Below are 14,865 nucleotides of genomic sequence, written 5' to 3' on the forward strand. Positions count from 1 at the left end.
CTCGATTCCAGGTTGTTAGCGCGAGATTATGCGATTTTCCAGATTTATCATCGGATTGACCAGCTGTATAGCGTTCAGTGTTCAGGCCGCAAATGTTGATGAGTACATTACTCAACTCCCCGCAGGTGCCAACCTTGCCCTGATGGTGCAAAAAGTCGGCGCGTCGGCCCCCGCTATTGATTACCACAGTCAGCAGATGGCGCTACCCGCCAGTACGCAGAAAGTGATTACTGCGCTGGCGGCGTTGATTCAACTCGGCCCCGATTTTCGTTTTACCACGACGCTTGAAACCAAAGGCAATGTGGAAAACGGCGTACTTAAGGGTGACTTAGTTGCGCGATTTGGTGCCGATCCGACGTTAAAACGTCAGGATATTCGCAATATGGTCACGACTTTGAAAAAATCTGGCGTCAACCAAATCGATGGCAATGTGTTGATAGATACCTCCATTTTCGCCAGCCACGATAAAGCCCCCGGCTGGCCATGGAATGACATGACACAATGCTTTAGCGCACCGCCTGCCGCCGCCATAGTTGACCGCAACTGTTTCTCCGTCTCGCTCTACAGTGCCCCAAAACCTGGTGATATGGCTTTTATACGCGTGGCATCTTATTACCCCGTTACGATGTTCAGCCAGGTACGCACCCTCCCCCGTGGTTCTGCCGAAGCGCAATACTGCGAACTGGATGTCGTACCAGGTGACCTGAACCGCTTTACGCTAACGGGATGCCTGCCACAACGTTCTGAGCCGCTCCCGTTGGCTTTTGCCGTGCAGGATGGTGCCAGCTATGCCGGGGCAATTCTGAAAGATGAGTTAAAACAGGCGGGTATCGCCTGGAGCGGAACACTGCTGCGCCAGACTCAGGTTAACGAACCTGGAACGGTAGTTGCCAGTAAACAGTCGGCCCCGCTGCACGATCTGCTTAAGATTATGCTGAAAAAGTCGGACAACATGATTGCCGATACGGTTTTCCGCATGATCGGCCATGCGCGCTTCAATGTGCCTGGAACATGGCGGGCCGGATCGGACGCCGTGCGTCAGATCCTGCGCCAGCAAGCCGGTGTCGATATCGGAAACACCATTATTGCCGATGGTTCAGGGCTTTCGCGGCATAACCTGATTGCCCCCGCCACCATGATGCAGGTGCTGCAATATATTGCCCAACACGACAATGAACTTAACTTTATCTCCATGCTGCCGCTGGCGGGCTATGACGGCTCTTTGCAGTACCGTGCAGGTCTGCATCAGGCGGGCGTGGATGGAAAAGTCTCAGCGAAAACCGGTTCGTTGCAGGGGGTATATAACCTGGCGGGATTCATTACCACAGCGAGCGGGCAACGAATGGCGTTTGTGCAATATCTTTCTGGCTATGCAGTAGAACCGGCGGATCAGCGTAATCGCCGTATTCCGTTAGTGCGTTTTGAAAGCCGTTTGTATAAAGATATTTATCAGAATAATTAGCCTAAAGAGAAACCCCGGCACATGGCCGGGGTTTTGCTGATTAACGCTTGTAAATGAACTCAACGCCTTCTTCGTCGTCTTCGTCCCAGTCGTCATCCCAGTCCTCATCATCCTCTTCAGCAATCTCTTCAAGCTGCTGACGGTGATAATCATCCCACATGAATTCGACTTTCTCTGGCTGTTTCGCTTCTTCAGCCTGCACGACCGGGTTTTCAATGATAAAGGTCATCACATCCCAGCAGAGATCTTTCACGCCCAGTCCGCTCGCCGCAGAGATCAGATAATATTTATCTTCCCAGCCCAGCGCTTCAGCGATCGCTTTCGCTTTCTCTTCGGCTTCTGCCTTATCCAGCAGATCGATCTTGTTGAAAACTAACCAACGCGGTTTCGCCGCCAGATCCTGGCTGTATTTTTCCAGCTCACTGATAATAATACGCGCGTTTTCAACCGGATCGGTGCCGTCAATCGGATCGATATCGATGAGGTGCAACAGGACGCGGCAACGTTCCAGGTGCTTCAGGAAGCGAATGCCCAGACCTGCGCCTTCTGCAGCGCCTTCAATCAGCCCTGGAATATCGGCAACAACGAAGCTCTTTTCGTTGTCCATTCGCACCACGCCCAGGCTTGGTACCAGAGTGGTAAACGGATAATCCGCCACTTTCGGTTTAGCCGCCGATACAGCACGAATAAAGGTCGATTTACCCGCGTTTGGCATCCCCAACATACCGACGTCAGCCAGCAGCATCAGCTCCAGCAGCAGCTCACGCTTATCGCCCGGCGTACCGTTAGTTTTCTGCCGTGGTGTACGGTTAACTGACGATTTGAAACGAGTGTTGCCCAGACCGTGCCAGCCGCCCTTAGCAACCAGCAGACGCTGACCGTGTTTGGTCATATCACCCATGGTTTCACCAGTACCCTGGTCGATTACACGCGTACCTACCGGCACTTTAATCGTGACGTCTTTACCGCGCTTACCTGTACAGTCGCGGCTTGCACCGTTTTGACCGCGCTCTGCACGGAAAGATTTTTCAAAACGATAATCGATAAGCGTGTTCAGGTTCTCGTCGGCTTCCATCCATACGTCACCACCGTCACCGCCGTCGCCGCCATCCGGGCCGCCTTTCGGAATATACTTTTCGCGGCGGAAGCTCACGCAACCATTACCGCCATCACCTGCAACGACCAGAATCGATGCTTCATCAACAAACTTCATTTTATTCTCCGTAAATCATTCGCCTGCGCGGGGTTGCGATACCACCGTTGTATGCTTACGTAATCCGCCCCAAATACGATGACCAATGGCGGAATACATCGCGCCCGCAACCACGACAAACGCACCGAGATAACCTAAAAGGTTTAACATCGGTCTGGCGAAGAAATCGGGCCAGGCCAGTGATAAAAGATCTGAAAAAAACAGCGTAAACAGTGGGGTGAGCGTGATGATCGCGCTCACCTGCGCTGCCTGCCAGCGAGCCATCGCTTCCGCCAGGGCGCCATATCCTACCAATGTATTCAGTCCGCAAAAAATTAAACAGGCGAGCTGCCAGTGGCTAAGCTGCGCTATCACTCCAGGATTTGCCAGAGGGAAGAGCGCAATTGTACATAAAGTGTACAGCAAAAACAGGATCTGCGGTGAGGCCAGCCGACGCAATAAAACCTTTTGCGCCACGCCATAACTCACCCAAACCGTCGCCGCACCGACCCCAAAGATAACTCCCCAGGTGTAATCGGTGAGCTTTGTAAATATCTCGACCAGACTGGTGTTAAAAAACATCACCAGGCCGCTCAGGAGCATCAATGCCCCTACAACCTGAGTACTGCGCATTTTCTCTTTCAGGATAAATACGCTGGCAACCATCATGCCAACTGGCGAGAGTTGCCCAATCACCTGCGAAGCGGTCGGACTCAGGTATTGCAAGGATGAGCTGAACAGGATGAAGTTCCCAAACAGCCCGGCGGTCGCCACTGCTAACAAAATCAACCAGCGTGGCTTACGAAACACGCGTAATGGCGGCAACCGCTTCTTCACCGCAAGAATGGCACCAAGGCCAATACTCGCCATCAAGAAACGGTAAAACACGATTGTCGGAGGTTCCATCACCTCCAGCACCTGCTTCATTGCGATTGGCAACGCCCCCCAGCAAATTGCTGTGGTGAGCGCCAAAAGAATGCCAATGCCTGCCTGCTGCTTCATACCGTATTCCCTGCAAAGCGCATATGCGGATTAACGTCGCACCATGCGCATTTTTACCGGTTATCGAATGTAAAAAGCCCCGCAACGTGTTGCGGGGCTTTCATCCGTTACCGGGACGCGAAAAACTTATTCAGCTTCGATGCTGATAAATTTACGGTTTTTCGGGCCTTTAACTTCGAATTTCACTTTACCGTCTGCTTTAGCAAACAGAGTGTGGTCACGACCGCAACCTACGTTAGCGCCAGCGTGGAATTTGGTACCACGTTGACGAACGATGATGCTACCCGCCAGAACGGATTCACCACCGAAACGCTTAACGCCCAGGCGTTTAGCTTCTGAATCGCGACCGTTACGTGTGGAGCCGCCAGCCTTTTTATGTGCCATTTGAAATCTCTCCTCAGGTCTTAGGCGCTGATGCCAGTAATTTTCACATCAGTGAACCACTGACGATGGCCCTGCTGCTTACGATAGTGTTTACGACGACGAAACTTAACGATTTTAACTTTCTCGCCACGACCGTGAGCAACAACTTCAGCTTTGATTACGCCGCCATCAACGAAAGGAACGCCGATTTTGACTTCTTCACCGTTTGCGATCATCAGCACTTCAGCGAACTCAACAGTTTCGCCAGTTGCGATGTCCAGCTTTTCCAGGCGAACGGTCTGACCTTCGCTTACTCGGTGTTGTTTACCACCACTTTGGAAAACCGCGTACATATAAAACTCCGCTTCCGCGCACACCTTTTCAATGATTCAGAGTGCGCTATAAATATTCACAATAGGGCGCGAATATTACGCAAAACGCACGCCTTTGACAAGTGCTACAGTCAATACACGAAGAAAAAAAACACAACTTGTACGGTAACGTTTATCTGTGCCATTTTTTCAGTACAATCACCCTATATTCCTAACCATAAACCCTAAGTTGCCTTTGTTCACAGTAAGGTAATCGGGGCGAAAAGCCCGGCTTTTGCGATGAATTTAGAAAAAATCAATGAGTTAACCGCGCAAGATATGGCGGGTGTTAATGCGGCAATCCTTGAGCAGCTTAATTCCGACGTCCAACTGATCAATCAGTTAGGCTATTACATCGTCAGCGGCGGCGGTAAACGTATTCGTCCGATGATTGCTGTACTGGCTGCACGAGCTGTTGGCTATGAGGGAAATGCGCATGTCACCATTGCTGCCCTGATCGAGTTTATCCACACGGCGACTCTGCTACACGACGACGTTGTGGATGAATCAGATATGCGCAGGGGTAAAGCTACCGCCAACGCCGCATTTGGCAATGCCGCCAGCGTGCTGGTAGGCGATTTTATTTATACCCGCGCGTTCCAGATGATGACCAGCCTCGGTTCACTCAAAGTGCTGGAAGTCATGTCAGAAGCCGTAAACGTCATCGCAGAAGGTGAAGTTCTGCAACTGATGAACGTTAACGATCCGGACATCACTGAAGAAAACTACATGCGCGTTATCTACAGCAAGACTGCGCGTCTGTTTGAGGCTGCCGCGCAGTGTTCCGGGATTCTGGCTGGCTGTACGCCGGAGGAGGAGAAAGGCCTACAAGATTATGGGCGCTATCTCGGCACTGCTTTCCAGTTGATCGACGATTTACTCGATTACAATGCCGATGGCGAACAGTTAGGTAAAAACGTCGGCGACGATCTGAACGAAGGTAAACCGACGCTGCCGCTGCTGCATGCGATGCATCATGGCACACCAGAACAGGCACAGATGATTCGTACCGCCATCGAACAGGGTAACGGTCGCCATCTTCTGGAACCGGTTCTGGAAGCAATGAACGCTTGTGGATCTCTTGAATGGACGCGTCAGCGTGCCGAGGAAGAAGCAGACAAAGCCATCGCAGCGTTACAGGTGCTCCCGGACACCCCGTGGAGAGAAGCACTTATCGGCCTCGCGCACATCGCTGTTCAACGCGATCGTTAATCCCCTCCCCTCATCCCGCGCAGTGCGCGGGATGATTCCAGTAAATTCCATAAAACACTTATTCAGCTCTATAACTCCTGAAAAACAGGGCTGTGTATCTTTATATATTCTGAATATTCACACTCTTTACAGGAACTTTTTAGAGCAATAGGCCATCAGGAGTATAGTGATGCTCGACAGAAACAGAAGAAGTATTCTGAATGAAAGCGACTAATTTAAGGAGTGAGGAAAGATGGAAAGTAATTTCATTGACTGGCATCCCGCTGACATCATTGCAGGTTTGCGCAAGAAGGGAACGTCAATGGCGGCGGAGTCTCGCAGAAATGGTTTGAGTTCCTCAACGCTGGCGAACGCATTATCACGCCCATGGCCGAAAGGAGAGATGATTATTGCGAAAGCCCTGGGAACTGACCCCTGGGTTATCTGGCCATCACGCTACCATGATCCGCAGACCCATGAGTTTATCGACAGAACGCAGTTGATGCGTAGCTACACTAAACCGAAAAAATGAGTGGTCTGGCGGTAGCCCCGCGAACGGGGCTGCCAGCTCTCAGACAATTACTCGCCTTTCACACGCTCAATATTTGCACCTAAAGCGCGTAGTTTGTCTTCAATGCGTTCGTAGCCACGATCGATGTGATAAATACGATCAACCACCGTCGTCCCTTCCGCAATACAGCCAGCCAGCACCAGGCTTGCTGATGCACGCAGATCGGTTGCCATAACCTGTGCGCCAGAAAGTTTTTCAACACCGTGACAAATAACGGTATTGCTTTCGATTTCGGCGTGCGCGCCCATACGGCTCAGCTCTGGCACATGCATAAAGCGGTTTTCAAAGACCGTTTCGGTGATGAATCCGGTCCCTTCTGCCACCAGGTTCAACAGCGTGAACTGGGCCTGCATATCGGTCGGGAATGCCGGATGCGGCGCGGTACGTACGTTAACAGCCTTCGGACGTTTGCCATGCATATCCAGGCTAATCCAGTCTTCGCCGACTTCGATGTCCGCTCCAGCGTCACGCAGTTTCGCCAGCACGGCGTCCAGAGTATCTGGCTGCGCGTTACGGCAGATAATTTTGCCGCGAGAGATCGCCGCCGCCACCAGGAAAGTACCGGTTTCGATACGATCCGGCAGCACGCGATAGACACCGCCGCCTAAACGTTCCACACCTTCGATGACGATACGATCGGTGCCCTGACCGCTAATTTTCGCACCCAGCGTAATCAGGAAGTTCGCGGTATCGACGATTTCCGGTTCACGCGCTGCGTTTTCAATAATCGTGGTGCCTTCCGCCAGGGTTGCAGCACACATGATGGTCACCGTTGCGCCAACGCTGACTTTATCCATCACGATATGTGCGCCTTTCAGACGACCATCGACGGAAGCTTTAACGTAACCTTCTTCCAGTTTGATGGTCGCGCCTAATTGTTCGAGGCCAGAAATGTGTAGATCAACCGGACGTGCGCCGATCGTACAACCGCCAGGCAGTGAAACTTGCCCCTGACCAAAGCGCGCTACCAGCGGCCCCAGCGCCCAGATAGAAGCACGCATGGTTTTAACCAGATCGTAAGGTGCGCAGAATACATTAACGTCGCGGGCATCAATATGCACAGAACCATTACGTTCTACTTTCGCACCCAGCTGGCTTAGCAGCTTCATTGATGTATCGACGTCTTTTAGTTTCGGGACGTTCTGGATCTCTACCGGTTCTTCCGCCAGTAGTGCGGCAAAAAGGATAGGCAGAGCAGCATTTTTAGCGCCGGAAATTGTGACTTCGCCCTGGAGCTTCGTTGGCCCCTGAACACGAAATTTATCCATTTAGTTTGTTCTCAGTTAACAATTCATATCCGCTACCGGCGAATCGCCCATAGCTCAAAAGCCGTTCAGTTTGCGATCGCGCGCCCACTCCGCAGGGGTATACGCTTTGATCGACACAGCATGAATGCGGTTATCCGCAATATATTCCATCAGCGGGCCATAGACCGTCTGCTGTTTTTTAACCCGACTCATGCCGTCAAACAACTCACCCACGGCAATAACCTGAAAGTGGCTGCCATCGCCGGAAACGTGGACTTCCTGGAGGGAGAGAGCGTTCATCAACACGCTCTGAATTTCATTATTTTCCATGGGATCTTCAATCATCAGTTAATAAATCAGCGAAACATCTTAGAGCAAAGTTGCGCTGGCATAAATAAGCAAAAAGCCTCGCTGATAAATCAGACAAGGCTCGACTTGCAGGCAGGTTTGCCGGACAGGCGGTTAACGCCATATCCGGCCTGAAAAAATTTAACGAGGCAGAACATCAGCAGGCAAATTATACAATTTCGCCAGGGTATACACTTTGTCGTTTACCCCCTGAAGCGTCACATTGTTGCCCTGCTTTTTCGCCAGATCGATAAGATGGAGCAGCAGTGCCAGTCCACCCGTATCCACGCGAGACACACGGCTAAGATCGATGCTGGTAATCCCCTTCACCGCTTCCTCACGTATTTCCCAAAGCGGTAGCAAAACGTCCTGATCCAGCTCTCCGGATAACGCCAGCGTGTCACCCGTCTGCATCCAGCTCAGTGACTCGCTCATTATTTTTTCTCTTCCAGAGTGATTTTCTGTTGAGAAATCGATTTCAGTTGCGCAGTCAGGCCGTCGATACCTTTGGTACGCAGCAGCGTTCCCCACTCGTTTTGTTTGGTGGTGATCATACTGACGCCTTCAGCAATCATGTCGTAAGCCTGCCAGTTGCCCGTCTGGGAGTTTTTACGCCACTGGAAGTCCAGACGCACCGGCGGGCGGCCATTCGGGTCAATAATGGTAACGCGAATCGGCACAATGGTTTTATCACCCAGCGGCTGTTCTGGCGCAATCTGATAGGTTTGACCGTGATACATCGCCAGCGCCTGACCGTAAGCCTGCTTCAGGTACTCACGGAAAGCGGCAAAGTAAGCATCACGTTGAGCTGGGGTCGCACTCTTGTAATACTGGCCCAGCACCAGCGCACCGGCGTATTTCACCTGTACGTATGGCAACAGTTCCTGATCAACAATGGTACGCAGATAATCCGGGTTGGCCCGAATTTGCGGTTGCTCATTCTTCAGGCGATCGAACGTTTTCTGCGCCGCCTCGTCCATCAGCTTATACGGATTGGTCTGGTCTGCCGCGGTTGCCGCACTCAGCGGTGCAATCACCAGCAAAGCGACCATCATTAAACGTTTAAACATGCGTCGGTTCTCCTGAAATTATTTCGTTGTACCCACAGGTTCAGTGGTTTCATTATTACCTGGCGCAGCAGCTGGCGCATCGCCACTATTCTTATTGTCATCGCCTTTACTACCGTAAAGGAACTGACCAATGAGATCTTCCAGCACCATCGCAGACTTGGTGTCCTGAATTGTATCGCCATCCTTCAGGATAGCAGTCCCCAGTTCCGGGTCTTCAAAACCGACGTTTAATGCCAGATATTGTTCCCCCAGCAGGCCGGAAGTACGAATGCTCAGCGAACTGGTATCAGGAATGTGGTTATAACGTTGTTCAATTTCCAGCGTTACGCGCGGCAGATAGGTTTTCGGGTCCAGCGTAATATCCGCCACCCGGCCCACAACAACGCCACCAATGCTGACCGGAGAGCGGGCTTTCAGGCCGCCAATGTTATCGAACGTCGCATAAAGCGTATAGGTCGGTTCAGTACGTATAGACGTCACGTTCGCTGCCTTCAGGCAAACAAACAGCGCCGCAAGCAGTGCTGCTAATAAAAAGATACCCACCCAAATTTCATTTTTTTTCGTTTGCATGAACTCAATTCCCAAACATCAATGCGGTCAGCACAAAATCCAGCCCCAGAACAGCCAGAGACGAGTGGACAACGGTGCGAGTGGTTGCCCGGCTAATCCCGGCAGACGTCGGGATGGCGTCGTAGCCGTTAAACAACGAAATCCACGTCACCGTGATGGCGAACACCACGCTCTTAATCAGACAGTTGACGAGATCCATACGCCAGTCGACGGCATTTTGCATTGCCGACCAGAAGAACCCACTATCAATGCCTTTCCAACTGACGCCGACCAGCGATCCGCCCCAGATCCCCACGGCGACGAAGATAACCGTCAACAGTGGTAATGAAATAACTCCAGCCCAGAAACGGGGAGAAATAACCCGACGCAGCGGATCCACCGCCATCATCTCCATACTGGAGAGTTGCTCTGTAGCGCGCATCAGGCCGATTTCTGCGGTTAGCGCCGAACCAGCACGCCCGGCAAACAACAACGCGGCAACCACCGGCCCCAGTTCACGCAGTAGCGATAACGCCACCAGCATACCCAGACTGGTTTCCGCACTATAAGTGGTCAGAACCAGATAACCTTGCAGCCCCAACACCATTCCGATGAACACGCCAGAAACAACAATAATCAGCATCGACAGGACGCCGACATTATAGAGCTGGCGCACCAGCAGCGGTGCATGTTTGCGAAATTCCGGTTTGCCGACCAGCGCATTGAATAACATTAACCCGGCCCGCCCGAACGTTCTCAGGGTTTTAATCCCTTTATGTCCGAGCGACGCCAGCGCATTTAACAGCATGAGTGGCTTAACTCCCTGGTAAAAGATCAGCGTGATAATCGCCGGCAGGATAGCGGAACGGAACAGGCCCGTCAGCTATCCCGTCCAGAAACTGACGTACGCGCGGATCAGGATTCGCCTGCAACGCCTGGGCACTACCATGAGCGACAATTTTTTTGTCCGCCAGGATCCAGGCGTGATCCGCAATACTTAACACTTCCGGCACATCGTGAGAAACCACCACACAAGTCACGCCCAGCGCGCTGTTCAGCTCAGAAATCAGCTTCACCAGCACGCCCATGGTAATGGGATCTTGCCCAACAAAGGGCTCATCAAACATGATGAGATCCGGCTCCAGCGCAATCGCACGTGCCAGCGCTGCACGCCGCGCCATCCCACCGGAAAGTTCAGAAGGCATAAGTTTAGCCGCTCCACGCAGCCCCACGGCCTCCAGCTTCATCATCACCGTACTATGCAACAATGGCGCGGGAAGTTGGGTATGTTCCCGCAGTGGATAGGCGACGTTGTCAAATACGTTCATATCAGTGAACAACGCCCCGGACTGAAATAACATGCTCATCCGTTTGCGCACTGTATACAGGCGCGAACGAGACATCGCCGGAATATTCTCACCATCGAAAAGAATCTCACCATGATCTGGTGCGATTTGCCCGCCAATCAGACGGAGTAGCGTCGTTTTACCGATGCCCGATGGCCCCATGATCGCCGTGATCTTCCCTCGCGGCACGGTCAGGGAAATATTATCGAAGATGCAGCGATTGCCACGCGTAAAACTGACATCGCGCATATCGACTAAATTCGCCACAGACTGCTCCATAATTCACCCTTCGTCTTGCGTTGATTTTCTAAGCATGGCGCTCAATTTAACCTTGAACCCAACATATTTACAGAATATTACCTGCCGTGGTTAGCGAAAGCTGGCATTTGTTTTACTTTTTAGCCGCATAAAGTCAAAATTAAGAATCTGTTACGGCTTTCTGAAAATCTTCAGCGGACCGGCGAGTATACCTGAAGAAAGGACGTTAGATGCTTTTAGCTACGGCACTGTTAATTGTTGGTTTACTTTTGGTCGTTTACAGTGCCGACCGCCTGGTTTTTGCCGCGTCTATTCTTTGCCGAACCTTTGGCATCCCGCCGTTGATCATCGGCATGACGGTGGTCAGTATTGGTACATCGTTACCAGAAATCATCGTCTCGCTTGCCGCGTCTTTGCACGAACAACGCGATTTAGCCGTTGGTACAGCCCTCGGCTCAAACATTATCAATATATTGCTGATCCTCGGTCTGGCTGCGCTGGTTCGTCCTTTTACCGTCCATTCTGATGTTCTACGCCGTGAATTACCCTTAATGTTGTTGGTCAGCGTGGTGGCCGGTTCCGTACTCTATGACGGACAACTTAGTCGCAGCGATGGTATCTTTCTCCTCTTTCTGGCTGTGCTATGGCTGCTGTTCATTGTTAAACTTGCACGTCAGGCTGAACGTCAGGGGACTGACAGCCTGACCAGAGAGCAGCTTGCAGAGCTGCCGCGTGAAGGTGGATTGCCCGTCGCATTTTTATGGCTCGGCATCGCACTGATCATTATGCCAGTGGCCACGCGGATGGTAGTTGATAACGCCACGGTGCTGGCGAATTACTTTGCCATCAGCGAGTTGACGATGGGTCTGACGGCAATTGCTATCGGAACCAGCCTGCCGGAACTGGCAACCGCAATAGCAGGGGTTCGCAAAGGTGAAAACGACATTGCGGTCGGAAATATCATTGGCGCAAACATTTTTAATATTGTCATCGTGTTGGGTTTACCCGCGCTGATAACGCCAGGAGAGATTGATCCACTGGCGTACAGTCGTGACTACAGCGTGATGTTGCTGGTGAGCATTATTTTTGCGTTGCTGTGCTGGCGGCGCTCCCCGCAACCGGGCCGTGGTGTAGGGGTATTATTAACTGGCGGATTTATCGTATGGCTGGCGATGTTGTACTGGTTATCGCCAATACTCGTTGAATAACTGGAAACGCATTATGTCGCACGTAGAGTTACAACCGGGTTTTGACTTTCAGCAAGCAGGTAAAGAAGTCCTGGCGATTGAACGTGAATGCCTGGCGGAGCTTGATCAATACATCAATCAGAATTTCACGCTTGCCTGTGAAAAGATGTTCTGGTGTAAAGGGAAAGTTGTCGTCATGGGGATGGGGAAATCGGGGCACATCGGGCGCAAAATGGCAGCAACATTTGCCAGCACTGGTACACCTTCATTTTTCGTCCATCCTGGTGAAGCCGCGCATGGTGATTTAGGCATGGTCACCCCGCAGGATGTGGTGATTGCTATCTCTAACTCAGGTGAATCCAGCGAAATCACGGCCTTAATTCCAGTGCTTAAGCGTCTTCACGTACCGTTAATCTGCATCACCGGTCGCCCGGAGAGCAGCATGGCGCGCGCCGCAGATGTGCATCTGTGTGTTAAAGTAGCGAAAGAAGCCTGTCCGTTAGGGCTGGCACCGACCAGCAGCACAACCGCCACGCTGGTTATGGGCGATGCCCTCGCTGTCGCGCTGTTAAAAGCACGCGGCTTTACTGCTGAAGATTTTGCGCTCTCACACCCAGGCGGCGCACTGGGTCGTAAACTTCTGCTGCGCGTAAACGATATTATGCATACGGGCGATGAGATCCCGCATGTTAAGAAAACGGCCAGTCTGCGTGACGCATTGCTGGAAGTTACCCGCAAAAATCTTGGTATGACTGTCATTTGCGATGACAATATGATGATTGAAGGCATCTTTACCGACGGTGATTTACGCCGTGTCTTCGATATGGGCGTGGATGTTCGTCAGTTAAGTATTGCCGATGTGATGACGCCGGGGGGAATACGCGTGCGCCCAGGCATTCTGGCCGTTGAGGCACTGAACTTAATGCAGTCCCGCCATATCACCTCCGTGATGGTTGCCGATGGCGACCATTTACTCGGTGTGTTACATATGCATGATTTACTGCGTGCAGGCGTAGTGTAAAGATTCAAGGATAAACAACAATGAGCAAAGCAGGTGCGTCGCTTGCGACCTGTTACGGCCCTGTCAGCGCCGACGTTATGGCAAAAGCAGAGAACATTCGTCTGCTGATCCTCGACGTTGACGGCGTACTGTCAGATGGCCTGATTTATATGGGCAATAACGGCGAAGAGCTGAAAGCGTTCAATGTTCGTGACGGTTATGGCATTCGTTGTGCGCTCACCTCTGATATTGAAGTCGCTATCATTACCGGGCGAAAGGCTAAACTGGTAGAAGATCGTTGTGCCACATTGGGGATCACTCACTTGTATCAGGGGCAGTCAAACAAACTGATCGCCTTTAGCGATCTGCTGGAAAAACTGGCGATTGCCCCGGAAAATGTGGCTTATGTCGGCGATGATCTCATCGACTGGCCGGTAATGGAAAAAGTGGGTTTAAGCGTCGCCGTGGCCGATGCGCATCCACTGTTGATCCCGCGCGCCGATTACGTAACGCGCATTGCTGGCGGTCGTGGCGCAGTGCGAGAAGTTTGCGACTTATTACTCCTGGCGCAGGGCAAACTGGATGAAGCCAAAGGGCAATCGATATGAGTAAAGCCAGACGTTGGGTTATCATTGTGCTATCACTGGCGGTTCTGGTGATGATCGGCATTAATATGGCCGAAAAAGACGATACCGCCCAGGTGGTCGTCAACAACAATGATCCCACCTATAAAAGCGAGCATACGGACACGCTCGTCTATAACCCAGAAGGGGCACTAAGCTATCGATTGATTGCTCAACACGTTGAATATTATTCCGATCAGGCCGTTTCGTGGTTTACGCAGCCGGTACTTACCACGTTTGATAAGGATAAAATCCCGACATGGTCCGTAAAAGCAGATAAAGCCAAGCTGACCAATGACCGGATGCTCTATTTATATGGACACGTTGAAGTCAATGCACTCGTGCCGGACTCTCAACTTCGCAGAATCACGACGGATAACGCGCAGATCAATCTGGTGACGCAGGATGTTACCTCTGAAGACCTCGTCACGTTATACGGAACAACATTTAACTCCAGCGGTCTGAAAATGCGCGGCAACTTACGCAGCAAGAACGCCGAGCTGATTGAAAAGGTTAGAACATCCTATGAAATTCAAAACAAACAAACTCAGCCTTAATCTTGTGCTTGCCAGCTCACTTCTGGCCGCCAGCATTCCGGCATTTGCCGTAACCGGAGACACTGATCAGCCGATCCACATTGAATCGGACCAGCAATCTCTTGATATGCAAGGCAACGTGGTTACCTTTACCGGTAATGTTATCGTCACCCAGGGCACCATCAAAATTAATGCCGACAAAGTGGTCGTTACCCGTCCGGGCGGCGAACAAGGTAAAGAAGTGATTGACGGCTACGGTAAACCGGCAACGTTCTACCAGATGCAGGACAACGGTAAACCCGTTGAAGGTCACGCTTCCCAGATGCACTACGAACTGGCAAAAGATTTTGTCGTTCTGACGGGTAATGCTTATCTGCAGCAGGTCGATAGCAACATTAAGGGCGATAAGATCACTTACCTGGTGAAAGAGCAGAAAATGCAGGCTTTCAGCGACAAAGGCAAGCGCGTAACCACCGTTCTGGTGCCGTCGCAGTTGCAGGACAAAAACAATAAAGGCCAGACCCCGGCACAGAAGAAGGGTAATTAATT

At 51.6% G+C, this 14,865-nt stretch carries 19 protein-coding genes; 8 read left to right on the top strand and 11 right to left on the bottom strand.

Going from position 1 to position 14,865, the window contains the following annotated elements; translation table 11 throughout:
* The first annotated feature begins 28 nt into the window (after positions 1–28).
* On the top strand, positions 29–1,462 hold the full coding sequence (gene dacB, locus ACJHX4_RS08510; RefSeq protein ID WP_001212629.1) for a serine-type D-Ala-D-Ala carboxypeptidase: 1,434 nt from the start codon (positions 29–31) through the stop codon (positions 1,460–1,462).
* A 40-nt stretch (positions 1,463–1,502) separates the two neighbouring features.
* Here dacB and cgtA read toward each other — a convergent pair whose 3' ends face one another.
* The 4 genes from cgtA to rplU form a co-directional block, all read right to left on the bottom strand.
* Positions 1,503–2,675, bottom strand: coding sequence for an Obg family GTPase CgtA (gene cgtA, locus ACJHX4_RS08515; RefSeq protein WP_000673561.1), 1,173 nt, complete (start codon positions 2,673–2,675; stop codon positions 1,503–1,505).
* Positions 2,676–2,690: 15 nt separating this feature from the next.
* Positions 2,691–3,656: a DMT family transporter gene (locus ACJHX4_RS08520; RefSeq protein WP_000813040.1), complete on the bottom strand. Its 966-nt coding sequence runs from the start codon at positions 3,654–3,656 to the stop codon at positions 2,691–2,693.
* A 126-nt stretch (positions 3,657–3,782) separates the two neighbouring features.
* The gene (gene rpmA / locus ACJHX4_RS08525) at positions 3,783–4,040 is read right to left on the bottom strand and encodes a 50S ribosomal protein L27 (RefSeq protein ID WP_000940595.1); all 258 of its coding nucleotides are present in this window, start codon (positions 4,038–4,040) and stop codon (positions 3,783–3,785) included.
* A gap of 20 nt (positions 4,041–4,060) precedes the next feature.
* Positions 4,061–4,372 (bottom strand): 50S ribosomal protein L21, encoded by a 312-nt coding sequence (gene rplU, locus ACJHX4_RS08530; protein ID WP_000271401.1) that lies wholly within the window; start codon positions 4,370–4,372, stop codon positions 4,061–4,063.
* Between the two features lie 258 nt (positions 4,373–4,630).
* Here rplU and ispB point away from each other — a divergent pair, with 258 nt between their 5' ends.
* A complete protein-coding gene (gene ispB / locus ACJHX4_RS08535) occupies positions 4,631–5,602 on the top strand; it encodes an octaprenyl diphosphate synthase (protein ID WP_001047336.1) in 972 nt (323 codons plus the stop codon).
* Between the two features lie 232 nt (positions 5,603–5,834).
* Complete coding sequence (gene sfsB / locus ACJHX4_RS08540) at positions 5,835–6,113, top strand: DNA-binding transcriptional regulator SfsB (RefSeq protein ID WP_000445413.1); 279 nt, start codon at positions 5,835–5,837, stop codon at positions 6,111–6,113.
* Between the two features lie 47 nt (positions 6,114–6,160).
* On the opposite strand, the gene murA is transcribed toward sfsB, so the two are convergent.
* From murA to mlaF, 7 genes are all read right to left on the bottom strand, one after another.
* Positions 6,161–7,420: a UDP-N-acetylglucosamine 1-carboxyvinyltransferase gene (gene murA, locus ACJHX4_RS08545; RefSeq protein ID WP_000357259.1), complete on the bottom strand. Its 1,260-nt coding sequence runs from the start codon at positions 7,418–7,420 to the stop codon at positions 6,161–6,163.
* A 54-nt stretch (positions 7,421–7,474) separates the two neighbouring features.
* Positions 7,475–7,729 carry a BolA family iron metabolism protein IbaG gene (ibaG, locus tag ACJHX4_RS08550; protein ID WP_000429656.1) on the bottom strand — a complete coding sequence of 85 codons (255 nt, stop codon included), beginning with the start codon at positions 7,727–7,729 and terminating at the stop codon, positions 7,475–7,477.
* A gap of 159 nt (positions 7,730–7,888) precedes the next feature.
* Entirely contained in the window at positions 7,889–8,182 is a 294-nt protein-coding gene (mlaB, locus tag ACJHX4_RS08555) for a lipid asymmetry maintenance protein MlaB (protein WP_000004487.1), read from the bottom strand.
* Positions 8,182–8,817 (bottom strand): phospholipid-binding protein MlaC, encoded by a 636-nt coding sequence (gene mlaC, locus ACJHX4_RS08560; protein ID WP_000476484.1) that lies wholly within the window; start codon positions 8,815–8,817, stop codon positions 8,182–8,184. Before mlaC ends, mlaB begins: the two co-directional genes overlap by 1 nt.
* An 18-nt stretch (positions 8,818–8,835) precedes the next feature.
* On the bottom strand, positions 8,836–9,387 hold the full coding sequence (mlaD, locus tag ACJHX4_RS08565) for an outer membrane lipid asymmetry maintenance protein MlaD (RefSeq protein WP_001296448.1): 552 nt from the start codon (positions 9,385–9,387) through the stop codon (positions 8,836–8,838).
* Between the two features lie 4 nt (positions 9,388–9,391).
* On the bottom strand, positions 9,392–10,174 hold the full coding sequence (mlaE, locus tag ACJHX4_RS08570) for a lipid asymmetry maintenance ABC transporter permease subunit MlaE (protein ID WP_000925795.1): 783 nt from the start codon (positions 10,172–10,174) through the stop codon (positions 9,392–9,394).
* A 7-nt stretch (positions 10,175–10,181) separates the two neighbouring features.
* Entirely contained in the window at positions 10,182–10,991 is an 810-nt protein-coding gene (gene mlaF / locus ACJHX4_RS08575; protein WP_000438245.1) for a phospholipid ABC transporter ATP-binding protein MlaF, read from the bottom strand.
* Between the two features lie 209 nt (positions 10,992–11,200).
* On the opposite strand from mlaF, the gene ACJHX4_RS08580 reads away from it, so the two are divergent.
* The 5 genes from ACJHX4_RS08580 to lptA are packed head-to-tail and all read left to right on the top strand — an operon-like array spanning position 11,201 to position 14,863.
* Positions 11,201–12,178: a calcium/sodium antiporter gene (locus ACJHX4_RS08580; RefSeq protein ID WP_000922880.1), complete on the top strand. Its 978-nt coding sequence runs from the start codon at positions 11,201–11,203 to the stop codon at positions 12,176–12,178.
* A gap of 13 nt (positions 12,179–12,191) precedes the next feature.
* Positions 12,192–13,178 carry an arabinose-5-phosphate isomerase KdsD gene (gene kdsD, locus ACJHX4_RS08585; protein WP_001295557.1) on the top strand — a complete coding sequence of 329 codons (987 nt, stop codon included), beginning with the start codon at positions 12,192–12,194 and terminating at the stop codon, positions 13,176–13,178.
* 20 nt (positions 13,179–13,198) lie between these two features.
* A complete protein-coding gene (gene kdsC / locus ACJHX4_RS08590) occupies positions 13,199–13,765 on the top strand; it encodes a 3-deoxy-manno-octulosonate-8-phosphatase KdsC (RefSeq protein ID WP_000030016.1) in 567 nt (188 codons plus the stop codon).
* Entirely contained in the window at positions 13,762–14,337 is a 576-nt protein-coding gene (lptC, locus tag ACJHX4_RS08595; protein WP_000030537.1) for an LPS export ABC transporter periplasmic protein LptC, read from the top strand. The genes kdsC and lptC overlap by 4 nt, the downstream gene beginning before the upstream one ends.
* On the top strand, positions 14,306–14,863 hold the full coding sequence (gene lptA / locus ACJHX4_RS08600; protein WP_000669785.1) for a lipopolysaccharide ABC transporter substrate-binding protein LptA: 558 nt from the start codon (positions 14,306–14,308) through the stop codon (positions 14,861–14,863). The genes lptC and lptA overlap by 32 nt, the downstream gene beginning before the upstream one ends.
* The last annotated feature ends 2 nt before the right edge of the window (positions 14,864–14,865 follow it).

Origin of the sequence: Escherichia sp. WS2035 (genome assembly GCF_046487065.1) — a bacterium.
In the GTDB taxonomy this organism is placed as follows: Bacteria; Pseudomonadota; Gammaproteobacteria; order Enterobacterales; family Enterobacteriaceae; genus Escherichia; species Escherichia coli.